General features: G+C 67.8%; 29 protein-coding genes. 18 read left to right on the top strand and 11 right to left on the bottom strand.

What is annotated here, in order from left to right:
• Positions 1–5: 5 nt before the first annotated feature.
• From IT293_02920 to IT293_02930, 3 genes are read left to right on the top strand one after another with little or no spacing between them, the layout of a single operon-like run.
• Complete coding sequence (locus IT293_02920) at positions 6–830, top strand: ABC transporter permease (GenBank protein ID MCC6763590.1); 825 nt, start codon at positions 6–8, stop codon at positions 828–830.
• Positions 830–1,603, top strand: a complete 774-nt coding sequence (locus IT293_02925) for an ABC transporter ATP-binding protein (protein MCC6763591.1) — start codon at positions 830–832, stop codon at positions 1,601–1,603. Before IT293_02920 ends, IT293_02925 begins: the two co-directional genes overlap by 1 nt.
• Positions 1,604–2,512, top strand: a complete 909-nt coding sequence (locus tag IT293_02930; protein MCC6763592.1) for a glycosyltransferase — start codon at positions 1,604–1,606, stop codon at positions 2,510–2,512. It begins immediately after the preceding gene.
• Positions 2,513–2,518: 6 nt separating this feature from the next.
• Here the strand turns inward: IT293_02930 and IT293_02935 are convergent, their stop codons facing one another.
• The 4 genes from IT293_02935 to IT293_02950 all read right to left on the bottom strand — a co-directional run bounded on the left by IT293_02935 (position 2,519) and on the right by IT293_02950 (position 8,993).
• Entirely contained in the window at positions 2,519–3,640 is a 1,122-nt protein-coding gene (locus tag IT293_02935) for a glycosyltransferase family 4 protein (GenBank protein ID MCC6763593.1), read from the bottom strand.
• A gap of 6 nt (positions 3,641–3,646) precedes the next feature.
• Complete coding sequence (locus IT293_02940; protein ID MCC6763594.1) at positions 3,647–6,313, bottom strand: glycosyltransferase; 2,667 nt, start codon at positions 6,311–6,313, stop codon at positions 3,647–3,649.
• The gene (locus IT293_02945; GenBank protein ID MCC6763595.1) at positions 6,310–8,598 is read right to left on the bottom strand and encodes a glycosyltransferase family 2 protein; all 2,289 of its coding nucleotides are present in this window, start codon (positions 8,596–8,598) and stop codon (positions 6,310–6,312) included. The genes IT293_02940 and IT293_02945 overlap by 4 nt, the downstream gene beginning before the upstream one ends.
• Before the next feature lie 131 nt (positions 8,599–8,729).
• Positions 8,730–8,993: a hypothetical protein gene (locus tag IT293_02950; GenBank protein ID MCC6763596.1), complete on the bottom strand. Its 264-nt coding sequence runs from the start codon at positions 8,991–8,993 to the stop codon at positions 8,730–8,732.
• Between the two features lie 144 nt (positions 8,994–9,137).
• On the opposite strand from IT293_02950, the gene IT293_02955 reads away from it, so the two are divergent.
• Positions 9,138–10,019: a DUF4124 domain-containing protein gene (locus IT293_02955; protein MCC6763597.1), complete on the top strand. Its 882-nt coding sequence runs from the start codon at positions 9,138–9,140 to the stop codon at positions 10,017–10,019.
• A gap of 9 nt (positions 10,020–10,028) precedes the next feature.
• On the opposite strand, the gene IT293_02960 is transcribed toward IT293_02955, so the two are convergent.
• Entirely contained in the window at positions 10,029–10,310 is a 282-nt protein-coding gene (locus tag IT293_02960) for a hypothetical protein (protein MCC6763598.1), read from the bottom strand.
• 178 nt (positions 10,311–10,488) lie between these two features.
• Here IT293_02960 and infA point away from each other — a divergent pair, with 178 nt between their 5' ends.
• Positions 10,489–10,707 (top strand): translation initiation factor IF-1, encoded by a 219-nt coding sequence (infA, locus tag IT293_02965; protein MCC6763599.1) that lies wholly within the window; start codon positions 10,489–10,491, stop codon positions 10,705–10,707.
• Positions 10,708–10,950: 243 nt separating this feature from the next.
• Here infA and IT293_02970 read toward each other — a convergent pair whose 3' ends face one another.
• Complete coding sequence (locus IT293_02970; protein ID MCC6763600.1) at positions 10,951–11,271, bottom strand: hypothetical protein; 321 nt, start codon at positions 11,269–11,271, stop codon at positions 10,951–10,953.
• Between the two features lie 277 nt (positions 11,272–11,548).
• Between IT293_02970 and IT293_02975 the strand changes: the two genes are divergently transcribed.
• From IT293_02975 to IT293_02985, 3 genes are all read left to right on the top strand, one after another.
• The gene (locus IT293_02975; protein MCC6763601.1) at positions 11,549–11,860 is read left to right on the top strand and encodes an RNA-binding protein; all 312 of its coding nucleotides are present in this window, start codon (positions 11,549–11,551) and stop codon (positions 11,858–11,860) included.
• A 422-nt stretch (positions 11,861–12,282) separates the two neighbouring features.
• The gene (locus IT293_02980; GenBank protein ID MCC6763602.1) at positions 12,283–12,651 is read left to right on the top strand and encodes a hypothetical protein; all 369 of its coding nucleotides are present in this window, start codon (positions 12,283–12,285) and stop codon (positions 12,649–12,651) included.
• A gap of 7 nt (positions 12,652–12,658) precedes the next feature.
• On the top strand, positions 12,659–12,826 hold the full coding sequence (locus tag IT293_02985) for a hypothetical protein (protein MCC6763603.1): 168 nt from the start codon (positions 12,659–12,661) through the stop codon (positions 12,824–12,826).
• Positions 12,827–12,904: 78 nt separating this feature from the next.
• Here the strand turns inward: IT293_02985 and IT293_02990 are convergent, their stop codons facing one another.
• Positions 12,905–13,189 carry an HU family DNA-binding protein gene (locus IT293_02990; GenBank protein ID MCC6763604.1) on the bottom strand — a complete coding sequence of 95 codons (285 nt, stop codon included), beginning with the start codon at positions 13,187–13,189 and terminating at the stop codon, positions 12,905–12,907.
• 223 nt (positions 13,190–13,412) lie between these two features.
• Here IT293_02990 and IT293_02995 point away from each other — a divergent pair, with 223 nt between their 5' ends.
• The 9 genes from IT293_02995 (at position 13,413) to IT293_03035 (ending at position 20,226) form a co-directional block, all read left to right on the top strand.
• Positions 13,413–13,604: a hypothetical protein gene (locus tag IT293_02995; protein MCC6763605.1), complete on the top strand. Its 192-nt coding sequence runs from the start codon at positions 13,413–13,415 to the stop codon at positions 13,602–13,604.
• A gap of 119 nt (positions 13,605–13,723) precedes the next feature.
• Positions 13,724–14,242: an NADH-quinone oxidoreductase subunit NuoB gene (nuoB, locus tag IT293_03000; protein MCC6763606.1), complete on the top strand. Its 519-nt coding sequence runs from the start codon at positions 13,724–13,726 to the stop codon at positions 14,240–14,242.
• A gap of 5 nt (positions 14,243–14,247) precedes the next feature.
• Positions 14,248–15,828: a molybdopterin-dependent oxidoreductase gene (locus tag IT293_03005; protein ID MCC6763607.1), complete on the top strand. Its 1,581-nt coding sequence runs from the start codon at positions 14,248–14,250 to the stop codon at positions 15,826–15,828.
• 1 nt (position 15,829) lies between these two features.
• Complete coding sequence (locus tag IT293_03010; GenBank protein ID MCC6763608.1) at positions 15,830–16,411, top strand: NADH-quinone oxidoreductase subunit I; 582 nt, start codon at positions 15,830–15,832, stop codon at positions 16,409–16,411.
• Positions 16,412–16,440: 29 nt separating this feature from the next.
• Positions 16,441–16,968 (top strand): NADH-quinone oxidoreductase subunit C, encoded by a 528-nt coding sequence (locus IT293_03015; protein ID MCC6763609.1) that lies wholly within the window; start codon positions 16,441–16,443, stop codon positions 16,966–16,968.
• Positions 16,943–18,160 carry an NADH-quinone oxidoreductase subunit D gene (locus IT293_03020; GenBank protein ID MCC6763610.1) on the top strand — a complete coding sequence of 406 codons (1,218 nt, stop codon included), beginning with the start codon at positions 16,943–16,945 and terminating at the stop codon, positions 18,158–18,160. Before IT293_03015 ends, IT293_03020 begins: the two co-directional genes overlap by 26 nt.
• On the top strand, positions 18,157–18,642 hold the full coding sequence (locus IT293_03025) for an NAD(P)H-dependent oxidoreductase subunit E (GenBank protein ID MCC6763611.1): 486 nt from the start codon (positions 18,157–18,159) through the stop codon (positions 18,640–18,642). The genes IT293_03020 and IT293_03025 overlap by 4 nt, the downstream gene beginning before the upstream one ends.
• Position 18,643: 1 nt before the next feature.
• Positions 18,644–19,927: an NADH-quinone oxidoreductase subunit NuoF gene (nuoF, locus tag IT293_03030; GenBank protein MCC6763612.1), complete on the top strand. Its 1,284-nt coding sequence runs from the start codon at positions 18,644–18,646 to the stop codon at positions 19,925–19,927.
• The gene (locus IT293_03035; GenBank protein ID MCC6763613.1) at positions 19,924–20,226 is read left to right on the top strand and encodes a hypothetical protein; all 303 of its coding nucleotides are present in this window, start codon (positions 19,924–19,926) and stop codon (positions 20,224–20,226) included. Before nuoF ends, IT293_03035 begins: the two co-directional genes overlap by 4 nt.
• A gap of 6 nt (positions 20,227–20,232) precedes the next feature.
• On the opposite strand, the gene IT293_03040 is transcribed toward IT293_03035, so the two are convergent.
• The gene (locus IT293_03040) at positions 20,233–20,448 is read right to left on the bottom strand and encodes a hypothetical protein (GenBank protein ID MCC6763614.1); all 216 of its coding nucleotides are present in this window, start codon (positions 20,446–20,448) and stop codon (positions 20,233–20,235) included.
• Positions 20,449–20,809: 361 nt separating this feature from the next.
• Between IT293_03040 and IT293_03045 the strand changes: the two genes are divergently transcribed.
• Positions 20,810–21,658 carry a glycosyltransferase family 2 protein gene (locus IT293_03045; protein MCC6763615.1) on the top strand — a complete coding sequence of 283 codons (849 nt, stop codon included), beginning with the start codon at positions 20,810–20,812 and terminating at the stop codon, positions 21,656–21,658.
• A gap of 4 nt (positions 21,659–21,662) precedes the next feature.
• Here IT293_03045 and IT293_03050 read toward each other — a convergent pair whose 3' ends face one another.
• From IT293_03050 to IT293_03060, 3 genes are all read right to left on the bottom strand, one after another.
• Entirely contained in the window at positions 21,663–22,211 is a 549-nt protein-coding gene (locus IT293_03050) for a clan AA aspartic protease (GenBank protein MCC6763616.1), read from the bottom strand.
• 4 nt (positions 22,212–22,215) lie between these two features.
• Positions 22,216–22,644, bottom strand: coding sequence for a response regulator (locus IT293_03055; protein MCC6763617.1), 429 nt, complete (start codon positions 22,642–22,644; stop codon positions 22,216–22,218).
• Positions 22,645–22,734: 90 nt separating this feature from the next.
• Complete coding sequence (locus IT293_03060; protein ID MCC6763618.1) at positions 22,735–24,144, bottom strand: sigma-54-dependent Fis family transcriptional regulator; 1,410 nt, start codon at positions 24,142–24,144, stop codon at positions 22,735–22,737.
• Positions 24,145–24,303: the final 159 nt, after the last annotated feature.

Here is a 24,303-nt window from a genome sequence, read left to right on the forward strand (position 1 = left end):
GGCCGATGAACAAAAGGGGGGCAGCGACGGGAACGTACGAGCGGACGCCGCCGGTGTGGAGCGGTCCCGGCGCGATCGGGCGATACTTCGACCTGCTCCACAATCTCGTCAGCCGCGCCATCAAGCAGCGGTACAAGCGGTCCGTCCTGGGCTTCGCGTGGACGATGCTGAACCCGCTCCTCACGATGGTCATCCTCACCGTCGTCTTCTCCGCCGTCTTCGGCCCGCTCGTCCCCAATTACCCGCTCTTCGTCATCATCGGGCTCTTGGCGTGGAATCTCTTCTCCCTCGGATCGACCCAAGGGCTCGCGAGCATCGTCGACTCCGGCGCGTTGATCCGCAAGGTCGCCGTGCCGAAGCAGATGTTTCCGCTCGCCGCGGTGGGCGCGAACCTGGTGAACTTCCTCCTCTCGCTCGCGCCTCTCGCCCTGGTGCTGCTGGTCATGCGGGTCGAGCTCACCGGCGCCATCCTCTGGGTGCCGCTCGGCGTCGCGTTGATCGGCCTCTTCACCCTGGGTGTCGCGCTCACGCTCGCGACCCTCAACGTCTTCTTCCGCGACGTCCGCTATTTCTACGAAGCCGGGCTGCTCGCGTGGTTCTACGGTACGCCCGTCTTCTACCCGATCGACGTGCTGTCGCCGCGCGCCCGGGCGGTCTTGCAGTGGAACCCCATGCACGTGCTGGTCGAGGTGTTTCGAGAGCCCCTCTACGCCGGGACCGCGCCGGGCGTCGGCATCGTCGCGACCGCGACGATCGAAGCCGTCGCCATGGCGCTGTTCGGCTGGTGGATCTTCCGTCGCTACCAGGCGCGCTTCGTGGACTACATCTGATGCTGGCGGCTCCGCGCCCCGCCTACGACCCGTCGGTGACCCGCGTCGCAGTCGAGGGACTGGCGGTCCGCTACGACCTGCAGCAGGAGCGCGTCATCTCGGTGCGCGAGTACGTCATCCGTCGTCTGCGCGGCGAGCGCTTCCCAACGCAGACGTTGTGGCCGATCCGCGACGTCTCCTTTCGCGTCCAGGCGGGCGAGAGCTTCGGCATCGTCGGCCGGAACGGAGCCGGGAAGAGCACGCTCCTCAAAGTGATCGCGGGAATCATCCCGCCGACGCGCGGACGCGTGCAGGTGCGGGGACACCTATCGCCCCTCCTCGAGCTCGGCGCGGGCTTCGACGTGGAACTCACGGGCCGCGAGAACGTTCAGCTCTACGGTACGCTGCTCGGACTCCGTCGCAAGCACCTGCGTGAGCGCATCGCCGCGATCGCTGACTTCGCGGAGCTGACGCCGTTCATCGACGTGCCGCTCAAGAACTACTCGTCGGGCATGGTCGCACGCCTCGCCTTCGCGATTGCGACCGACGCCGACCCGGACATCCTGATCGTCGACGAAGTGCTGTCGGTCGGCGACGCGCCGTTCCAGCGGAAGTGCGAGGAGCGGCTGGCGCGGTTTCGCTCGCGCGGCGTGACGGTGCTGCTGGTGACGCACGACCTCCACCTCCTCACCGAGACCTGCTCGCGCGCCGCACTGCTCGATCCCGGCGCCCCATGCGTCGTCGGCACCGCGGAGGAGATCGCGGCGCGCTACGCGGAGCGCACCGGCGGCTGAATGAAGGCGACCGCGCGCGTCTCGGTGGTCGTCCCGTGCTATCGCCCGGGTCACCTCATCGACGGGTGCCTCGCGGACCTGCTCGCCCAAGATCTCGTCGATCCCTACGAGATCATCGTCGTCGAGAGCAGCGGCGACGGAACGGCGGAACGCCTGCACGCCGCGTTCCCGACCATACGAGTGATCGCGCCACCGCGCCGGACGCTCCCGGCCGAAGCGCAGAACATCGGCGTCGCTGCCGCGCAGGGCGCGTTCGTGGCGATCACGAACCACGACTGCCGCGTGCCGCCCGGCTGGTTGCGGAGCCTGCTCGCTCGCCACGCCGCCGGCGACTACGCGGCCGTCGGCGGCGCGGTCCTGAACGGAACGCCGCGGAGCCTGGTCGGCACCGCGGCCTACTGGAGCGAGTTCAATGAGTTCACCTCCGGCCGACCTGCGGGCATCGCGCCCGGCGTCCCTCAGTGCAACGTCTGCTTCCGGCGGACGGCCCTCGTCGGAGCGGCGCCGTTCCCGACCGTGCGCTTCGGCGCCGAGGAGCTCACCTTCAACTACGAGCTGACACGCGCCGGGGGCGTCTTCTTCTTCGACCCGGGCGTCCCCGTCACACACCTGAACCGCACCGGCCTCGGCGCCTTTCTCCGCCACCAGCGGGTGCTCGGCACCGGCTCCGCGATGGCGCGCCGCCTCGTGCCGCTCCCGGGCGCGGTCGCGGCGCGCCATCCGATCCTGATCCCCCTCCTCGTACCGCTCCGGATCGGACGGCTGCTCGGCCGGATCGCACGCCGCCATCCGCGTGAGCTGCCACGCGCCGTGCTGCTCCTCCCGTTGCTCGCCGCCGGATACGCCGCGTGGGCGATCGGATTCCGGCAGGGCGCCAGCGACCCGCTCGACGTCCGCGCGCCGGCGTGAGCGCGCTCAGCGTGCGACCGCCCGGTACGCCGCGAGCGTCGCGGCCGCGGACCGTTCCCAGGTGAAATGCGACGCCCGGGCGAGTCCCCGCACGCGTCGCGCCTCCACTTCCGTCCCCCCGGTGATCAGTGTCGCGAGCGCTGCGGTGACGCCCGGCTCGTCGTCCGGATCGACGAGGAGCCCGGCGTCACCGACGACCTCGGGAAAGCTCGTCCGATCGGCGCAGACGAGCGGGGCGCCGCAGGCCAGGGCCTCGAGGGCCGGCAAACCGAACCCCTCGCGCGCCGAGAGGTTCACTACCCCGCGCGCCGCCGCATACAACGCCGGCAGATCCTCGTCCGGCACGACGCCGAGGTGCCGGATGCGCCCCGCGACGGGGCTCGCGGCGAGCGCGGCCTCGAAGGCGGTGTTCTTCCAGCCCGCCGGTCCGGCGAACAGGAGGTGGGCTTCTCCGCGCTCCGACGCCGAGAGCGCGTCGAAGGCGCGGACGAGCCGGTCGAGGTTCTTGCGCGGGCTCGCGATCCCGACGAAGAGCAGGAAGCACGGGGGAAGGCGATGCCGCGCTCGAACCGCCGCGAGCGTCCCTTCGTCCGCGATAGGCGCGAAACGCGGGTCGACGCCGTGCGGGATCGCGACCACGCGGTCAGCCGGCAGGCGGAACCATTCGAGAATCTCGCTACGGGTGAACTCCGAGCCGGTGAGCACCAGATCGGCGCGGGCCACCGCGCGCGGAAGGACGACTCGCCAGTAGAGCGCCGCCGAGCGCGAGATCGCCTCCGGCGTCTGCAGGGGGATCAGGTCGTGCAGCGTCAGGACGTACGGTTTCGGAGCACGGCGCATACCGGCGAACACGGGCGTGTGGACGACCTCGACGCCGGCCCGGCGCAGGAGCGCCGGCCAGTACGTCTGGTCCTGGAGCGTCACCTTGAAGAGAAAGCGCGGCAGCGTCGCGACCGTGCGGAGCTCGGCGCCTGGCGGAACCAACCGTGGCCCGTAGCGGCGCTCGGTGAACGCCACCATACGATGCGCTCCCGGCGCCCGCACCAGCGCATCGAGGAGCCGGCTCGCATAACGCTCGTAGCCTCCCATCGGCGCCTTGATGCACGTGAGATCGATGCCGACCCGCATGCAGCGTCATCCGTGCCCGAGCGCGGCGGCGATGCCGCGGACGATGGCATCGTCGAAGCTCGTGCGCCAGTCGCGGCTCCACGCCACCTCCGCCCCCGCGACACGCGCGGCGAGGTCGTCGCTGCGGCGTACCGCCTCCACGATGCCCGTCCTCACACCGTCGAGCGTGGGAGGCACCGGCACCAGATTCCGGGAGAGGACGCGCAGCGCCTCCGCCGTCTTGTTCGCCCACGTGTTGGTCACGGTCACGAGGCCGGCGGCCGCCATCTCGAGCGGGACCAAGCTCGGGTGCGGCGTCAACATGAGCGCCAGACCGACGTCGTAGGCGGGAAGGAGGGCCTGATACTCGGCCAGGCTCACGCGCGGGCGGAGCCGGAGCATCCGACCATCCCCCAAGGGCACCGGCAAGAAGGCGCGTCCCGCACCGATCCCTTCCCACACCCATTCGTCCGTGAAGACTCCTCCGGCAACCGCGGCCCGGAGCGCTAGAACGCCGATCTCGAACATGTTGCGCGCCGCGTGCTGCTCGGGCCGCGCATAGAAGAGGAGGCGGCGCGGACCGGAACGCCGCAGGGCCTCGGTGGTGAGGGAGAAACGCGCGATCGCGTTCTGGAACACCAGGGCGGAGTCTCCCGTGCTCCCGGCGAAGATGCCCAGCCGCTCGCGCCGGAAGTAGTCCCGTAGCAGCTCCGTCGAGAAGAGGGGAACGTGCGGGAAGTCGTACGACGCCGCCGCCAGGGCAAAGAGCGAGCCCATGGGAAAGGTGAGCGGCTCGTATTCCTGGATCAGATACACGAAGCACGGGCGTCCGAGCGCGCGCCCCGCCTCGTGCGCGAGGTACGCCGTCCACCACGTCGTCGCGACGAACCCGTCGCCGGGATGCACGGACAGGGCGACGTCGCGATCGGCGGCGTACACCACCTCGACGCGATCGAAGATGGCCTCGAGGCCGGGGTAGGCCGCGATGCCGCGACGCCATGCTTCCCGGTCGTACTGGCACGGGTCGACGATCACGAGGCGCACCCGCACCCCCGCATCGGCCAGGCGCACCGCCAGGTGCAACTTGCCGAGGTAGCCCCCGAAGAGGTGCGTAAAGTCGATCGCGGGCGCCAGAAGGTTGATCCGGCGGGGAGCGTCCCGCTCGACACGCAGCGCCAACGGCGCGAGCTTCCGCGTGATCAGATCGACGCCCGCGAGCGCACTGGTCGTGGGGCCGGCTCCCGTGATCTCGCGCCGCGCGCGGCGTTGTTCGAAGAGCCGGCGACGGTGTCGCCGATAGTGCGCGTCGAGGAGGCGGGCGGCGAGCACGCAACGCCATGCGGCGCCGAGGGGAGACCCGTGCCGCAGCAGCGCGGTCATGCCTTCCCGGACGACGCCGAAGGGCGTGCCCTCGAGCTCGACGATGCGCTCGAGCATCCGCCGCTTCTCGGGCGCCGTCGCCGCGCCGAGGCGCAACAGGAGCACCTTGGCCATGACGACCGGGCGTACCACCTCGAACAGGTATGCCTGGCGCCGCCGCCAGAGCTCCGCCATGAGGCGTTGTCGCAGCCGGCCGCCCTCGACGAGCCCGACCACCTCCGCGAACGTCGGCCGCACGCGACGCGGGGAGCGCGCCGGGTGCCCGAAGCCGTTCGCGCCAGGCGGGCGGTCCACACAGGGGACGCGCGCCGCGCACGCGAGGTCTCCCTTGGTGAGCGCGACGCTCGCGATCCAGTGACCGGGGTGCGGCTCCCCGATCCGCGGCGGGAACGGCAACACGTCGGCGAGCAGTGACGCCCGAAAGACGCTCGCCGCGTCCGTCACCGTGTTCGCGAAGAGGAGCGCGGCGAGATCGGCGTCGTCGTTGCGCCTGGTCCAGTACCTCGACGCGACGCGCGCCGTGTCCCGGGGGATGGCGTCCATGCCGGCATGGACGAGGGTCGTATCGGACCCGAAAGCCCCGAGCGCGCTGGCCAGCTTCTCCGGACACCAGACGTCGTCCTGGTCGGCGAGCGCCACGAACTCCGCGTCCAGCGGCACCTCGGCGAGGGCCAGCGCGAAGGTCTCGTACTGGCCGGCCCTCGCCTCGTGACCGACGACGCGGAAGCGCGGGTCGCGCGCCGCGACCGCACGCACCGCCGCGATGCGATCCGGCGTCGAGCCGTCGTCGGCCACGATGCAGCACCAGTTCGTGAACGTCTGCGCCAGGATCGAGTCGACCTGCTCCGCGAAGCGGGCAGGCTCGGGGTTGCACGTCGCAAGGCAGATGGCGATGCGAGGTCGCGCCAATGCCCGGCCGTCGGCGCCAGGCGCCGGGACACCGCTCGCCACCACGAGCACCCGACCGAGCGGAATCGTCTGCGTCGTGCCGTCGGCGAGGTCCGCACGGCACGCGAGCATCGGGGCGCATCCGACCATGTCCGACGACACGGGGACCGCCGCCCAGAAGCCGCTGGTCAGACTGTTCGGCGAGCGGTCGCCGATTCCTGGGTCGTCCGACGGGACGTCGTTACGGACCGACGAATGATTGGGCACCGCGTGGGGCACGCCGTCCATCGTGACGGCCAACGCGCGGATCGCGAGGGACGGATGGTAGCAGCGTCCGGAGAGATGCAACACCTGACCGCGGCCGACCTCCAGCCGCTCCGGCAACGCGGCATCGAGATGAACGACGAGGTCGCCGGCATCGCTCATGAGACGGCGCACCGATTCGGCGCCCGGCCATAGAGCTGGAACTGCAACGTCCCGAAGGCGGGCACCCCGTTCTCGCGACACGGCCCCATCACGTCGCTCGCCGCGTTCTGGCGCCGGAGCATCACTGCGCCGGGTCCGGTCGCCTCGAGACTGAAGTACCAGAATCGGTCGGCGGACTCTCGAATCGGCGCGAAGCAGAACCACCGCTCGTCCGGGCTCCGCCCCGCAATCGATCGGTCCACGACGCGGATCGGCTCGGAAGCCTCGGGCGCCTCCCGAACGGCGAGTCGCAGGGCGTCTCCCGGCGTCCCCTCCGTGTTCGTCGCGTACACCACGATCGCGGCGAGATCGGCGCCGGTGGCGAAGAAGGTCTGACCGACAGCACCGCCCGACGCGAGCTGGAGGCGGCCCTCCGCCCGCGTCGTGCCGGCGTAGAGCAGCGTCCAGCCGTCGGGCTTGCTGAGATCGGGCTCGCCGGTCTCATCGACCATCGTGAGATTGGGGCTGTAATACGGATCGTTCGGCAGGACCTGGCGCCAGCGCCGCATCATGAGCCAGACGTCCTCGGAAACGGCGCGCGTGCCCCGCGTCTGCGACTCGTAATGCCGCACGACCGCGTGCGGCGTGTAGACGACCAGGTATCCGCGCGCGCGCAACCGCAGACACAGATCGACGTCGTTGGAGTTCACCGGCAGGGCTTCGTCGAAGCCGCCGATCGCGTCGAAGACCTCCCGCCGCGCCATGAGGCACGCGGCCGTCACCGCGCTCACGTTGCGAACCACGGTCGGCATGGCGCGCCGGAAGCGTCCGGGATGACCCGCGATCCCGCCGATGCCGGTCGCGATGCCCGCGTGCTGGATGCGTCCGTCGCCATAGAGCAGCTTGGCGCCGACTGCCCCGACCTCGGGACGTTGTGCGTGCTCTTCGAGGGCCGTCAGCCAGAGAGGATCGGTCGGCTCCGTATCGTCGTTCAAAAAGAGCACGTACCGCCCGCGGCTCTCGCGTACCGCGTCGTTGTTCAGGCGGGCGAAGTTGAATGGACCGGGCGCCCGCAACACGCGGTGTCCGCTCGCGGCCAGGAGCTCGAGGGTCGCGGGGTCGCGGCTACCGTTGTCGACCAGGAGCACCTCGAAGTCGCCATGCTGCGTCCGTTCCAACGCGGCAAGACACCGCCTGAGGTTGCGGAACCCGTCGCGGGTCGGAATCACGATCGAGACCTTGGCGGGCGCAACGACCGCACGCCGCACACGGAAGATGCCGGCATCGACGCGCGCGACCGTCGCGGCGAGGCCGCGCCGCTCTACGGCGAGCTCGAGCGCCCGCCGCTCCGGGTCGCGCTCGCCTCCGAAGCGATCCTTCGGCATCGACACCGCCGCCTCGACGTGCGCGAGCACCCGCGGCACGTGGACGACGCGTACGGAGCCTTCGGTGCTTCGCAGGGCCAGGTCGTACCCGTGCGCTCCGTCGAGCTCGGCGCGAAACGGCAGAAGCCCCGCGAGCATCTCGCGCCGGAAGAACACGACACGCGGCCAGTACATCGTCGACAGCAGGAGATCCGGGGACCACCCCGGCAGGAATCGCGGCCCGTGACGGCGTCCATCGGCGTCGCGATGATCCTCGTCGCCGTAGAGCACGTCCGCGCCGGTCTCACGGAACGCGTCGACGGCGGCGCCGAGGGCGTCGGGCACGAGCGCGACCGCCGGTGGAAGGATCGCCACGACGTCGCCCCGCGCCGCCGCCACGAGCGCGTCGAGGGCCGAAGCTTCGCCGTCGTAGGGAGCAGGCTCGACGCGGATCCGGAGGTTGTCGCCGGCGGCGAGCGGCGGAGAGGTCGTGTCGCCCGTCCACGCTCCGACAACGGCGACGGCGAGGTCCCATCGGCGGTGTCGTTGCGCCGCCAACGACGCAATCGCGCGCTCGGACGCTGCGCGCTCGTCGTGCCGGACCAGCATGACGACGCTGACGAGGTCGGGGCCATCGACCGAGTCCTCGTGCGCACGATCGCTGCCCCGGACGTCGGCGTGGAAGCGATCTGCGAACGTCGCCCAGTCGTCATAGGCTTCCGAAGCGGGGTCGGATCCACCCAGGAGCCGGCGGACCAGACCGCGGAGGCGGCGCCACGCGGGCACGACGAAGCCTCGCTTGTACGGTCCATAGTGCGAGAGGAGCCGCCAACCGAGCGTCCGCTGGATCGCGTCGAGCTGCTGCTCACGCCGCACGAGGGCGGCATATGCGTCGGTGGCCGCCGCCGCGTCCCGTCCGCGCTCGGGTGGCGGTCGCATCATGGAAGGGGCCGCGGCTGCCTCCGGTCGCCCAATGGCGGGATTCCCGTCCGAGCGCTCACCGGCGCGTTTCTAGCGCGTTTCGCCGAGCGATCCAAAAGCGCCGGGGCGACCCGCGACCGGCGCGATCGGGATCAGATCCCGCCGCGCGACGGTCGCGAGCAGGGTGCGGCGGCGCCGTTCGTGACGGCCGCGAATCCCGCGGCGAGCACCTCGCACCGCTCGTCGCTCGGCCCGAGCCGATCGCACTCGCGCGCCTCGCACATGGCGACGCAGAAGACGAACGGCAGGCCGTCGTACGCGTCGCACATTCCCGCGCGCGTCTCGTCGGTTCCGAGGATTTCGGCATGCGCCGACGGGGCGGCGAACGCCGCCATCAGGGCCAGGGCGAGCATCATGGCGAGTGCGCGACGCATCTCCCGAGCGGACAGCAAACGCCGTGCCGACCACCCAGCAAGTGCGCATTGACCGCTCTTCGCGCGCGGTGTTAACGCTTTCGTCAGTCGTCAAATTCCCGCCACCCGTAGTCCACGGAGCTTCGCATGATGCGCCCCGCCGTTTCGCTGTTCACCGCCGCCCTCTTGGCCACGCTCGCGCCGCCGCCCTCGCACGCCCAGACCATCTATCGCTGGCTCGATGCCAAGAGTGGCGTGCACTATTCCAACGAACCGAGCCGTACGCCCGAGCATGCCTCGGCGGTCGAGCTCGCGCCGCTCGGAACCATCCAGATCCCGGTCCGCAAGCGGACACGACCCGGGAGGCGGCCCTCCGCGACGCCACCGCCGGCTGCTCCGTGCGGCCCGGCCGATCCCACGGGGCTGATGAGTGCGATCGGCGCGGGACTCGTCTCGGAACGACCCGACGAGCGACTCACGCTCCTGGTCGGGGGCGTACCGTTGACGACCAGCGCCGATGCGACCGTCACGACCCTGGTGACTCGCTGGGATCCCGACGAGCCGCAGGCGCACCTCAGCCAGTCGGCGATCGCCTACCCGGTCGGGTCCTCGTGCCCGACGGCACCGCCGCTCGTGCGCTACCCGACCAACGGGCGGCGCGAAGCCGCCTCGCGCGGCCTCTGTGACGATTATCGTCGCGCCTTCGCGCAGGTGGGTGTCGCAACGAGTCGGGACGCCGGTATCGCTCGTTCGTTCCGCGATATCGCGCGAAGCTTCCTCGACGTGCAGCTCGAGGGCAACGTCGCGATCGCGTCCGGCTTTCGCGCGGCGGTGGCGGACGGGATGCTACGGTCCGATGCCACCGTCCTCGCCCCGCACGTAACCGTCCCTCTCGATCCGTGGATCGTGAAGGCGCATGTGGCGCAAACCGAACGCTTGGCGAGCGAGTCCGATCACCTCGTCGATCAGCTCACCGTGGCACTCGAGGAGATCGACCGCGCTGCGCGCGCGACCGGCTGCTGGAACTGAACGGTCGGTTCAGTTCCAGACGCCGAGGTTCGTCGTCCGCAGAACCCGGCTGCATTCGGGGCAGGGGATGTCCTGGGCCATGCCTTCCAACAACTGCAACTGGCCCTGACATTCCTGGCACCGATGGGTGTCGAGCTTTGCCGCCAGATCGACGACCGAGAGGCGTTTACAGGTCGCGCACACTCCGAGCCCGCCCCAGAAGCGCGTACGACCCGCTCGACCCCAACCGACACGCAGGTCACCGGTCGTGAATCCGCATCCTTGGCAGTTGAACTCGACGATCGAACCCATGTCGCCTCCCGCGTGTCGGAATGTCGCGCACCGTACGTGCCGAGAAGTCGCCCGTCAAGGAAGGTTCACACGGCATTTCCATATCGACAAACCGGGTATGCATTGGTATACGAAACGACCGTTACCGCCCATGGCGCCGGCATTGTGCGACCCTTGCGGAGCGGCGGAAGGACACTGAGTGGCACGAGACGATCTCATTCAGATTCAGGGCAAAGTAGTCGAGGCGCTGGCTGGCGGACATTTCCGTGTCCAAGGCGACCAGGGCCACACCTTCCTCGCGCGGATCAGCGGCCGGCTGCGCCGCTTCCACATCAAGGTCGTTCCGGGTGACCGCGTGACGATCGCCGTATCACCCTACGACCTGACGCACGGCTTCATCGTCTACCGCAGCAGCTGATCCGCTAGCTGCCTCCTTCCCCCTCCCGCTCTCTCGCCACCCCTCGCAGTTTCGCGAGCGCCTTCCCCACGGTGCTCGTGTACCGTTGCTTGGTCCACGATTCCTTCGTTCGCATCCTGAGCCACCCGAGCTTCACGGCGTCCGGTTTATTGCCCATCTCGCCAGTCGCCGCCTCGACGGCTGCCCGCTCGTCGGCCGTCAGCGCGGCCAGAACCTCGGGACGCAGCCCCGCCGGGAGACCGGTCACAGTTCGCGCGGCTCCGGGCACGCGGCCATGAGTGGATCGAGCAACCGGTGTCCCAGGGCCTGCGTCAAGCGCCGCCGCACGGCCGAGACGGACCAGTCCATCTGTCGACATACGGAAGGGAAACTCAGAACGTGCGTCTCTGGGTCACTGAAAAAATATCGAACTGCCGTATCGCGCTGCCGCGTGTCGTGCCCGCGGAGATCATCGAACGCGGTGCTCACGACCGCGATCATCAGATGTTCGATGCCGGTCATCTTCTGAAAAGACCGGCGAGCCTCGAGCGCAGGCGGAAACGGCGGGATGGAGCTACGACCCATAGTCGTCATGCCTCCTCTTTCGAACTTCGATTGAACCGAAGATCGCAACCCAACTTCGCGTCGCCCACGACACGTCGGATGGGGAATCCGGGACGACCGCCAAGACCGACCGCCATATTACGCGCCAGCAAATACGAGAGTCAAACGCCCAGCGTTTTCTGTTGACACCTCCAGCCGTAGCGCACTATGTCTCGCGCCGTACCCAACCGGCCGGGAAAAATCGTGCTGCTCTATTCTGACGCGATCTCCGCGGTCGGTTCGTGCCTTTGGAGGAAAGATGGGCACCAAGTTGTATGTCGGGAACCTTCCGTTCAGCGTGACGTCTCAGGAACTCAGCGATTTGTTCTCACAAGCCGGTCAGGTCGTTTCGGCGAACATCATTACGGACCGCTTTTCGGGGCAATCTCGCGGATTCGGCTTCGTCGAGATGGCCGACGAGTCCTCGGCACAAACAGCCGTGGGCCAGTTCAACGACTACCAAATGAAGGGTCGCGGCTTGAAGGTGAACGAAGCTAAGCCCCGCGAGGGTGGCCGCGGCGGCGGTGGCGATCGGGGCGGTGGCGACCGCGGCAGCGGTCGTCGCTGGTAGCCTCTCCCTAACGTTTCGTACCGCTCCCGCTCCACATCCGCGGTCGAGCTTCCCGCGACTCGTTTTTCTGTCCCTTTCGAGTCGCTCCTTGTAGTTCGTCTCCCACGTGCCCCTGCCTCGTTTTGGCGCACCCGGGCTCACCCCTTTCATGGAGATGTCGCCGGCTCCGGCGCGCGGTTCGCGACGGTGAGCATCGGTGCCCTTTGCGCAGTGAAATCCTGGCTACGCCCCCATGAATCGGCACTGCGCGTACGCCTTTCGCTCCGGCACCTCGTGCCTCGACGCGCCCCGACCGCGGCGACACCTCGTGGACCCCTGGTCATGTTGCCCCGGGGCAACCTAACGAAACTTGACACCGCGACGCAGCTTGGGCTCTAAGGACGCGCCGCGAACCGCCCGGTCGCCGCCGGAGGAGCGTATACATGTTCGGTCTGTTTCAGCGCCCGAAGCTCGACGCGAGCTTCGCTGCCTCGGAAGCCCTCAGCAACGAGTTCACACGCGAGATCGACCTGGCTGGCCGATTGGCGCTGAAGAACGACGGGAGCGACGCCGACCTCACCGGGGTCGAGATGATGATAGTCGCCGGGTTTCGACGAATCCCCCTGACGGTTCCGGATCATTGGGTGACGTTCCGATTGGCGAAAGGTCAATCACGCGCCGACGACCTGCGCTGGAAGCTCACGCTCGACTCGCCGCTCCGAGCGCAAGCGGGCGAACTCTTCGTGAGCGCGCACGACCAGAAGCGGAAGACCTGGCAGTGGCGCTTACCATTCACGTTCGAGCTGCGCTGACGCTCCCATGCTGAAGATCGGCGATGTCGTCGTCACGATGTCCTATCCGGGAATCTTCACGGTCGTGGAGACCCACGGCGATGCGGTGACGATCTCGGACGGCGGCTCCCGGATACTGAAGGTCCAGGCATCGAACGTGCGCCGCGTAAAACGAGACGCCCCTACGGCGAGCTAGCGGGAACCGGCGAGAACGCTCCGCCCCGGGGAATCCCCGGGGCGCTCGCGTCGAGGACGAACGAACTGCCGGTGCCGCCTACTTCTTGGTGCCGAGAACGTGCTGCTTGAAGCTCTTCGCGACGGTGAACCCGACCTTCTTGCGTGCCGGGATCTTGATGGCCTCGCCGGTCTGAGGATTGCGGCCCATGCGCGCCTTCATCTGCCGCATGCGCCAACCTCCGAGATCCGGGATCTTCACCGTGTCGCCCTTCTTCACGCTCTTGCGGATGAGCTCCACGAGCGCGGAGAGGATTTCTTCCATCTGCTTCCGGGAGATGCCGGTCTCCTCCGCCAACTTCCCAACCAACTGTGTCTTCGTCATGTGCACTCCCCCTATGGTGTGGTGAAAAGACGGCGCACCCTAGGGCAGTCGTCGGGAAGCTGTCAAGCACGAACGGCGCTCTGAACCGCGATTTTCGCGGTCCAGAGCGCCATCGCCTGCGTTTCATCCGCTTGCGACGCGGCCCAGCGACGCACGAGGCAAGGCTCGCCGTGCGCCTCGTGGCGTTGACGCTCGCGGCGACGGTCGCTAGAGCACTCGCCGCATGTCGAACATCCTCTGCCCGTGGTGCGCTTGTCCCATCGCCGTCGATCGCGGCATCCGACGTCGTGGCGTGGTGTACTGTTGTCGGGGCTGCGCGTCCGGCACGCGATGCGAACGACCCGAGTGTCCGCGTCCGGTTCCCGGCGACGCAGGCCTTCCCGACGTCAGCTTGCCGGAGACGCGCGAACGCTGAAGCTCCGCGGGGCGGATCGTCGCGCACGCCTTTGCGCACTTCCGCCATCCACTATAGAAGTCCCGCGCATGCCTGACGAGCGGTTTCTGACTTCCGGCCGCCGACCGGGAGAGGACGAAATGACGAGCGTGAGTCGCGCCTTCGGCGACACGTTCGCGATGTCGCGTCTCACCGACGCGATCCAGTGGGCGCGCAAGTACTCCTTCTTCAGCTACCCGTTCGTCACCGCATGTTGCGGCATGGAGTACATGGCGGTCGCCGGCCCGCGCTTCGATCTCGATCGCTTCGGCGCGGCCCTTCCACGCTTCACGCCACGCCAGGCCGATCTGTTGATGGTCGTCGGCACGATCACCCACCGCCAGGCGCCCGTGTTGCAGCGCGTGTACCGCCAGATGGCCGAGCCGCGCTGGGTCATGTCGTTCGGCGCGTGTACGAGCTCCGGGGGGCCCTACAACAACTACGCCGTCGTGCAGGGCATCGATACGATCATCCCAGTCGACGTGTACGTTCCGGGTTGTCCGCCGCACCCGCAGGCGGTGCTGGACGGGCTCTTGAAGCTGCAGGAGCGGGTGCAGCGTGAGCGTCCGGGGATGCCGTACGAGGGCCGCCACGGCAGCGGACGTCCGATGCGAAGCTGACGGCTATGGCCAAGATCACCGTCGACGGCGTCGAGCTCGAGGTTCCGGACAACAGCATGTTGCTGCCGGTCCTCCTCGATCGCGGCATGCAGATTCCTCATTATTGTTACCACCCGAAGCTCTCGATCGACGGCAGTTGCCGCATGTGCCTGGTGAAGGTCGAAGGGCTGCCGAAGCTGACGATCTCCTGCAACACGCCGGTTCGCGACGGCATGGTCGTCGACACCCGGGGACCCGAGGTCACGAAAGCGCGCCAGGGCGTGCTCGAGCTCCTGCTCGTGAACCATCCGCTCGACTGCCCGATCTGCGACCAAGCGGGCGAGTGCTACCTCCAGGACTACGCCTTCGAGTACGGAACCCGAGCCGCGCGCACACAAGAACCGCGCCGCAAGCTGCTGAAGCGTGTCGATGTCGGACCGCGCGTAGTGCTCGATCAAGAGCGCTGCATCCTCTGCCGGCGCTGCATCCGCTTCTGCAAGGAGGTCACCGAGACGCGCGAGCTCGGGGTCTTCAATCTCGGCGACCGGTCGGTGGTCGATGTTTTTCCCGACGAGCCGCTCGCGAACGATTACTCGATCTGCACCGCCGACGTCTGTCCCGTGGGCGCGCTCCTCAGCAAGGACTTCCACCACAAGATGCGGGTGTGGTTCCTCGACGAGACCGAAAGCGTCTGCCCGAACTGCGCGAACGGCTGCAACATCAAGATCGGCGCCGCGCGCGGCCACGTACACCGCCTGCTTCCGCGCCGCAACGACGATGTCAACGAGACGTGGATGTGCGACACCGGCCGCCTCGGATATCGGTTCGTCAACGAGCACCGCCTGCGCGCGCCGCGCATACGTCGGGACGGGGTGCCGACGGACGCGTCGTGGACCGACGCGCTGGAAGCGGCGGCGACGTCGCTCGCTTCCCTCGTCCGCGCGCACGGACCGACGGCACTCGCCACCATCGTGTCGCCGCACTTGACGAACGAGGAGCTCTTCACGCTCCGTCAGCTGATGTCTGGCGGGCTACGCAGCGAGCAGGGCGACGTCGCGGTGATCGAAGGGCCCGCCGACGACTTCCTGATCAAGGCGGAGAAGGCGGCGAACGTCCGCGGCGCGCGCGACCTCGGCCTCGCGGCCGGCGGCGGCCACGCGACGCTCGCGGAGATCCGCACCGGCATCGAGGCGGGGACGATCCGCGCCCTCTTCGTAACGACCACGGACGTCTGGACCCTCTGGGGCGCCGACGCCGCGGCACTCCTCGATCGCCTCGAGACGGTGGTCGTCGTCGCCGCGAACGAGCACCCCTTGTTGGCGCACGCCGACGTCGTCCTGCCGGGAGCGACCTTCGCCGAGAAGAACGGAACCTTCACCAACCTCGCGGGGCGCGTCCAACGCATCCATCGAGCGCTCGATCCCGGCTCCGCGCCCACCGACGGCGAGATCTTCCTCCAGCTCGGTCGCCGGCTCGGAATGGAGATCGCTCCGGGCGTCTTCGACCCGCGCGCGGTGTTCACTGCGATCACGCGCCACCTGCCCGCGTACGGCGCGCTCGCCTGGGACACCCTCGGCGCGAACGGCGCGTCGACGGTGGCCGCCTGACATGGCCGGAACCGTCGTCACCGTCGAACGTCCGCCGCGCCCGCGCGTGATGGACACGCTCGGACCGCTCGCGATCGTACGCGGCCTCATCGTCACGGCCTCCCACTTCTTCCGCAACCTCATGGGCTTCGTCCGCGGCAAGCCGACGATCTTCACGGTGCAATATCCGGAGGAAGCCCAGAAGCTGGCGCCCGCGTTCCGCGGCATGCCCGTGCTGGTACAGATGCCCAACGGCAAAGAGCGCTGCGTCGCATGCGGGCTCTGCGAGTGGGCCTGCCCGGTGGACTGCATCACGATCTATCCGAGCGAGACCGAGGACGAGGTCGAGCGCTACCCGGCGGTCTTCGACATCGACATGTCACGCTGCATGTTCTGCGGCCTGTGCGAGGAGGCCTGCCCGGAGGAGGCCATCGTGATGAGTCAACGGGTCGCGATCGCAACCACGGAGTGGCGCGGCGCGGTCTGGCACAAGCGCGACCTTCTGACCCCGATGGCGGAGCTCGAGATCCGCCTGTCGCACATTCGTCGGGGGTACGAGCGAGCCGGCGCGCGCGTACCGGCGGTCGTCCGAGGGAAGGCGTGAGCACTCCCGACGATCTCCAGCATCCCGTCCTGATCAAGCTCCGCGCGCGCTTCGATGCCGACGTCCGGAGCGTGCACGCTTTCCGCGGGGACCTGACCGCCGAGATCGCGCCGGCGCGGCTCGTCGAGATCTGCCGGTACCTCCGTGACGACGTCGAGCTGGCGTTCGACTTCCTCGCAGACGTCACTGCGGTCGACTACATCGGCACCACTCCGCGCTTCGAAGTCGTCTACCACCTGAAATCGCTCACCCGCGGTCATCGCCTGCGGCTCAAAGCGCGCGTGTCCGAGGACGACCCCCGTATCGGCAGCCTCGTCGGCGTCTGGCGCGGCGCCGATTGGCTGGAGCGGGAGACCTGGGACATGTACGGCATCCGCTTCGACGGGCACCCGGATCTGCGGCGGATCTACCTCTACGAAGAGTTTGATGGTCATCCGCTCCGCAAGGACTATCCCAAGGAGCGACGCCAGCCGCTCGTCAGTCGGGCGGATCTCGACGCGCCGCAGGCGCGACGACAGGAGGAGCGCGATCGTGCGCGATACGGACGCTGGCACTGACGGGCACGCGATCTCGGACGATCTCCACGGCGAGCCGCTCGAGATCCAGATGGGACCGTCGCACCCGGCGACGCACGGAACGGTCCGCATCAACCTGAAGCTCGACGGCGAACGCATCATCGATGCCGACATCCAAGTCGGCTACCTGCACCGCGGCTACGAGAAGGAGTGTGAAAGCGGCGAGTGGTCGCAGGCGATTCCGTACACGGATCGCCTCAACTACGCGAGCCCGATGATCAACAACGTAGGGTACTGCCTCGCCGCCGAGAAGCTCCTCGGCGTCACCGTGCCCCCGCGCGGCCAGTTCATCCGCACGATCGCGAGCGAGATCTCGCGCCTGAGCGACCACTTCACGTGTCTCGGCGCGAGCGCCATGGAGCTCGCGGCCATGACGCCCTTCCTCTACGGCGTACAGGCGCGCGAGCACGTGTGGGACCTGCACGAAGCCCTGTGCGGCGCCCGCGTGACCACGAACTACGTTCGGATCGGCGGCCTACAAAGCGATCTCCCGCCCGGCTTCGTGGACCTCTGTCGCGGCAAGCTGAAAGCCGCGCTGGCGATCTTCGCCGACGTCGATCGATTGCTGACGCAGAATCCGATCTTTCGCGAACGCATGGAGGGGACGGGTCGTCTGCCCGCTGCGGACCTCATCGCCTATGGGGTGACGGGACCGTTGCTGCGCGCCGCGGGCGTCGGTTACGACGTCCGCAAGGCCGAGCCCTATCTCGTGTACGACCAGCTCGACTTCGACGTGCCCGTCGGCAGCAACGGCGACAATTACGACCGGTACCTGGTACGCGTGGAGGAAGTACACCAGAGCGCCCGCATCATCGAGCAGTGCCTCGACCGTCTGCCCGAAGGCCCCGTCGACGTCGACGATCCGCGCCTGCGTTGGCCGGCCAAGAGCAAGGTCTTCAATCGCATGGAAGAGCTGATCGATCAGTTCAAGCTCGTCACGGAGGGAATGCGTCCCCCCGCCGGCGAAGTGTATCAGGCGGTCGAAGGCGCGAACGGCGAGCTCGGCTTCTATCTGGTCAGTAACGGCACCGGAAAGCCGTGGAAGTGCCGATGTCGGGCCCCCAGCTTCAGCAACACGCACGCGATGCGCGACATGGTCCGCGGGGCGCTGCTGGCCGACATCGTACCGACGTTCGACATGATCAACATGATCGGCGGTGAATGCGACCGATGAGTGAACCGAGCCACACGCTGTCCGATTCCGTGAAGCAGGCGATTCTCGCCGAGGTTCCGAAGTATCCGGAGCCGCGTTCGGCGTTGCTCATGGCGCTACATTTCGTTCAGGCCGAGATCGGGCACGTGCCTCTCGCCGTGCAACGCGAGATCGCGGCGCTGCTCGGCCTGCGGCCGATCGAAGTCCGCGAGGTCGTCACGTTCTATCCGATGTACCACGAGCATCCGGTCGGGAAGCGTAACATCCAGGTCTGTGTCAACATCGCGTGCGCGTTGGCCGGCGCCCGCAAGGTGGTGCGCGGACTCGAGGAGCGGCTGGGCGTGCGCGTCGGGGAGCGGACGCCCGACGGCGCGTACTCGATCGAGGAAGTGCAGTGTCTCGGCTCGTGCGGCACGGCGGTGTGCGTGCAGGTGAACAACGAACCTTTCATCGAGAACGTTCGACCCGATCGTGTCGACGACCTCCTACGGACGGTCGGCTGAGATGGCGGTCGAACGCTATCTCCTTCCGCCGGATGGCGCCGACTGGCGGTCCCTCGATGCTTACCGAAGGGCCGGAGGCTACGAGGCGGCGCAGCGCGCGCTCCAAGGGCTCGCCCCGGAGGCCGTGATCGAGGAGGTCAAGGCGTCGGGACTCCGCGGACGAGGGGGTGCCGGGTTCAGCACCGGACAGAAGTGGAGCTTCATGCCGAAGCCGGGCGGACCGAAGCCTACGTTCATCGCGTGCAACGGCGACGAGAGCGAGCCCGGCACCTTCAAGGACCGGCAGATCGTCGAGCGGAATCCCCATCTCCTCGTCGAGGGCCTCATCATCACCGCTCATGCGATCGGCGCACGCGCCGCGTACGTATACCTGCGCGGCGAGTACGTCACGGGTTTTCGGACGCTCGTCACTGCCGTCGATGAGGCGCGAGCAGCCGGGCTCCTCGGCTCACGACATTGTGGGATCGAGCGCGAGTTCGACGTCCACGTCATGCGCGGCGCCGGAGCGTACATCTGCGGCGAAGAGACCGGCATGATCGAGTCCGCCGAAGGCAAGAAGGGCCAGCCGCGCAAGCGGCCGCCGTTTCCCGCGGTATACGGTCTCTGGGGATGCCCGACGACGGTCAACAACGTCGAGACGATCTCGCAGGTTCCCGCGATCATCCGCAAAGGGGCGGCCTGGTTCAAGAGCATCGGCACTCCCACCAGTACCGGCAACACGCTCTACGGCATCAGCGGGCACGTGAACCGCCCCGGCGTATACGAGCTTCCGCTCGGAACTCCGCTCCGCGAGATCATCGAGGTCCACGCCGGCGGCGTACGCAACGGCAAGCGCCTGAAGGCGATCATCCCGGGCGGTGTCTCGATGCCCGTGCTCTCCGCCGAGCAAGTGGACGTGCGGATGGATCACGAGTCCCTGAAGCAGGCCGGCACGCTCCTCGGCACGGGCGGCATCGTGGTGATCGATGAGACGGCGTGTATGGTGCGGGCGGCGATCGTCATCGCGCGATTTTTTCGTCACGAGTCGTGCGGACAATGCACCCAATGCCGAGAGGGCACGGCGTGGCTCTACAAGCTGCTCCGGCGCATCGAGAGCGGGCAGGGAAGCCTCGCCGACCTCGAAACCATCGACCAAGTGGGCGGCTACATGGAGGGACAGACCATCTGCGCCTTGTCGGATGCGGCGGCATGGGCCGCCACCGGATTCCTGCGACGCTTCCGATCCGAGTTCGAGGCGCACGTCCATGGAAAAGGATGTCCGCTGCCGGAGAGTTTCGAGCCGTGAGCGTCCCCATCGTCAGTCGCAATCAGGTCGTGCAGATCTGGGGCACGCCGAACACGACGATCGGCAGCGTCAACGAACCGCGCGACATGGAAGAGCAGGGCCATCGCTTCAACGAAAAGTGGATCTACCGGCTGTCGCCGCGGAGCGCCGACGAACCCGCGGAGCGCGTCATCTACTGGATGCGATACGACTTCGTCGCAGCGTATCTGATCAGCAAGAACGGCAGGACCGACCAGGAGAGTCTGGCCCCAGTGGCCGCCGCCTATCGCGATCGGCGATATCACGCGCCCGGTCGCTGACCCGCCTCACCCCTTCTTGCGTCGCCGGCCCTTCGAGCGATGATAGCGGTCGAGGCCTTCGTTCAGCAGAGCGAGGATGACCTCGCGCTTCTTCGCCTTCAGGTCTTTCGCCAGTCGATCGATTCGCGTCGTGAGTTCCTTTGGCACGTAGAGCGCGAGAAGCTTGGTTTCGCCCTCTTTCTCACGTCCGTAGAGATCCTGCAGCCGCAAGTTGGCGTTCATTCGGCCTCCTGTCGCCAAGCATTCGCCCGTCCGCATATCGACCCGAACGCCCGTCTATCGTCGGAGTGTAGCGGCGGTCTAGTACGCAGACAAGGGTTCGGCAGTAGACGCGAGCATGCGTGATTGCACATGTATTCTCAGTTGCACGAACGACTCAGAAGCACTTATGAACATGATGCGACAACCGTATGACGGCCCGCATCGAGATCCACCTCGCTCGACGCCCGTCATCACGGTAACGACCGTCGCAATCGCACCGCCGGCCCACCGTGCGATCTGAGGCGACGTGGTGCCAGTGACCTGTTTTCACGTGCCCATTCGGACCGCCCGCAAGGGCATGCGCCTTGCTTGGAACCGTCGCATGCCCACCATGGTTTCCTTCGTCATCCCCGTCCGCAACGCCGTCGACACCATCGAAGAGGCCGTCGAACGCGTTCTCCATGCCGACCTCGGCCACGCGGATCTGCACCGCGAAATCATCGTCGTGGATGATGCCTCCGCGGACGGAACGGCGGAGCGTCTCCAGCATCTGGCGGCGCGTGGACTGGCGCGGGTGGGCTTCCATCCCGAGGCGATCGGGCAGGGCGCCGCCTTGTCGACGGCGCTCGCCATGGTGAGTGGAGACATCGTCGTCGTGGCGGATGCGACCTTGGCGTACGACCCTTCCGAGACGGGACGGCTCCTGGAACCCATTGCCTCCGGCGCAGCAGACGTGGTTTACGGCTCACGATACGTCGCCGCCAGCCGGCAGGTCCCCGCGTTGTGGGATCGCCTGGCGGACCAGCTGCTGACCGTCGTTTCGAACGGCCTCACGAACGTGTCGTTGACCGACGTCACGACGACTGCTCGGGCTTTTCGTGTCGACGTCGTCCGCGGTGCCGTGCTCCGCGCCGACGGATGCGCGATCGCGGGGGAGTTGGCCGCCCTCTTCACGACCCGGCAATGCCGGATCTTCGAGGTTCCCGTCTCGTACCGCACGGAGCGACGTACGCCCCGCAACGGCCGCTGGCTGCAGGGCCTCGCGCAGCTCACGATGATGGCCCGTTGCCGGCTGCGCAGCTGGCACCTCGAGGCGGTCGCGCCCCATCGGCCTCTCCCGGCCGCCATGCCGGTCGCGGCCCGTGGGGCGCGGCTGACGCGCCTCGTTCGTCCGGTCGATCTCATGCCGATGTCCCCGGCGACGACACGGCCGATGCTGCGCGCCAACTGAACGGTCAGGGCTCGAGACGCAGGGTTCCCTCGGCGAGATCCACCGAGAAGCGAAACTGCGTGAGGAAGTTGAGGCCGATGATCCCGATCAGGGGAGGCTCGACCGCGTCCATGACGACCGCGTGGACGCCGGTCAGCTTCGCGTCGTGCAGTTCGACGGCGTCGATCTCCACGAACGCAGCATCGATCTGACCGTTGGCGGTCGCGACCGGGATCCGCGTCCGCGGGCGGATCGGCAACCCGAGCTTGCGCGCCGTCCCGCGGGTGAGCACGCAATAGGATGCCCCCGTATCGACCAGCATCGGGCCGCGGACGGATCCATTCAGCATCCCGTCCACGATCAGGTGCTTGCGGTCACCGCTGAGCGGAATCGCGTGGCCGCCGGGGTGCGGCCGACTCGCCGCCGGCACCGACGCCACGTCGGAGCCTGCGGACGCCGTCGCCCGGTCGAGGCGCACGCGCTCGCCATCGTCGTATGGATCCGTCCGGCCAGGATGCGTCGCGAGGACCAGGGCCGCGACGGCCGCCGCCGCGCCGAGGGGTCGCGTGCGCATGGGATCAGGCGCCGGCCGCGTGACTCAACTGATGCTGCTCGAGGAGGATCTTGACCTTGCGCACCAGATCCGCCCCGCTGAAGGGCTTCGTGATGTAGTAGTCAGCCCCGAGCGCGAGTCCCTTCTCGATGTCGTCCTGCGTGGACTTCGCCGTCAGGAAGATCACCGGAACGTTGGCCGTACGCTCTTGGCTCTTCAGAACCTTGAAGACCGCGTATCCATCGACCTCCGGCATCATGATGTCGAGAATCACGAGATCGAAGTCGGCATGCGCGAGCACTTGAATGGCCTCGCGTCCGCCGAGGCACTTCGTCGGTCGCATCCCCTCGATGCGGAGCCGCGTCTCCACGAGCTCCGCGATCATCGGATGATCCTCCACGATGAGCACGCGCGCCCCCGCGTTACCCGCCCCGGCCTGTCGTTGCAGTTCCATGCGTCCCTCACTCATCTTCTAGCTCTGTGGCGCGAGGCCGAGAAGCTTCAATCCGCCGCATCACCGTCACGTAATTCGTCATGCGACGGCTCACGTGATCCCGTACTTGTCGAGCTTGCGATACAACGTGCGACGACTGAGCCCGAGCAGGCGCGCCGCTTCCATCCGCTTCCCGCCGGCGGCCTCCAGTGCCTTGCGAATCTGATCGCGCTCCGCCGCCTCGATGCTGAGGTCGAATTCCGGAGCCGCTGCGATCTCGGGGCCGATGCCGATCGCTGGCGCGAGCGCGACGGCCCCGACTCCGGACGTCGCGCCACCGAGGAACGGCGCCGGAAGGTGCTCCGCAAGAATGCTCGAGCCGCGCGCCACGATGAGTGCACGTTCCATCACGTTCAGCAGCTGCCGAATGTTCCCGGGCCACGCGTGCGAGCGGAACATCGCCAGAACGGGGGCCGACACCTCCACGACCTCGTCCTTGCCGAGGCGCCGCGCCAGCCGCTGCAGGAAGTGGCTGCACAGGAGATCGACGTCCTCGATGCGGGCCCGCAACGGCGGGAGCGTGATGGCGCCGACGTTCAGACGATAGTACAGATCTTCGCGGAACTCGCCGCGATCCACCATTGTGGCCAGATCGCGATTCGTGGCCGCGATGATGCGAATGTCGACACGCACCGGCTCCGGCGACCCGACGCGCTTGATTTCGCGATTCTCGATGACGCGCAGGAGCTTCGCCTGCACCGCCATCGGCAGCTCGCCGATCTCGTCGAGGAAGATGCTGCCGCCGTGCGCCGCTTCGAACAGCCCCTTGCGATCGCGATCGGCTCCGGTGAAGGCACCTCGCACGTGACCGAAGAGCTCGCTTTCGAGGAGCGTCGGGGCGAGCGTCGTGCAGTTGCAGAGGATGAACGGCTTGTCCTTGAGCGGGCTCAACTCGTGGAGAGCCCGCGCGACGAGTTCCTTGCCGGTGCCGCTCTCACCCGTGACGAGCGCCGTCGTCGGGTAGCGCGCCAGTCGCTCGATGAAGCTGAAGATCTCCAGCATCTGCTGGCTCCGCGCCACCATACCCTGGAACTCGACGCGCCCCTGCAGCTGCTGCTGGAGGATCTTGTTCTCGCGAGCGAGGCGACGCCGCTCGAAGACCACGTCCAGAATCCGCTCGAGACGCCGGAAGTCGATCGGCTTCTCGATGTAGTCCGTCGCCCCGGCCTGAATCGCTTCCACCGCGTCCTTCACGGACGAGTAGGCCGTCATGAGGACGAGCTGCACGTCGGGATCGTGCTCCTTGATGTGGTGCAGGAGCTCGATGCCGCTCATACCCGGCATCCGGACGTCGGAAAGGATGAGGTCGACCGGGATCTGCGTCATGAGGTCGAGCGCCGCAGACGCGCGATCCGCAGTCGTGACCGAGAAGTCACGCTCGGTCAGGAAGAGCTGTAGGATGCGACGAATGTCCGGATCGTCTTCGACGACCAGCACGCGATACTGATCATGCAACGCCATCCGTCCTCCCGATGCGCGACATCGGATGTCGGATTACGCAAAACGCATGCCAGGCGGTGAGCCACGATGGCACAGTCGCTGGGGAGGCCCAGCCCTCGACGCTATCGAGGGTTGTCGGTCGCGGCCGATCGAGCGCTCTCCCTGACAAGCGTCACGGCA

Source organism: Deltaproteobacteria bacterium (genome assembly GCA_020848745.1).
Taxonomy (GTDB): Bacteria; Desulfobacterota; Binatia; order UTPRO1; family UTPRO1; genus UTPRO1.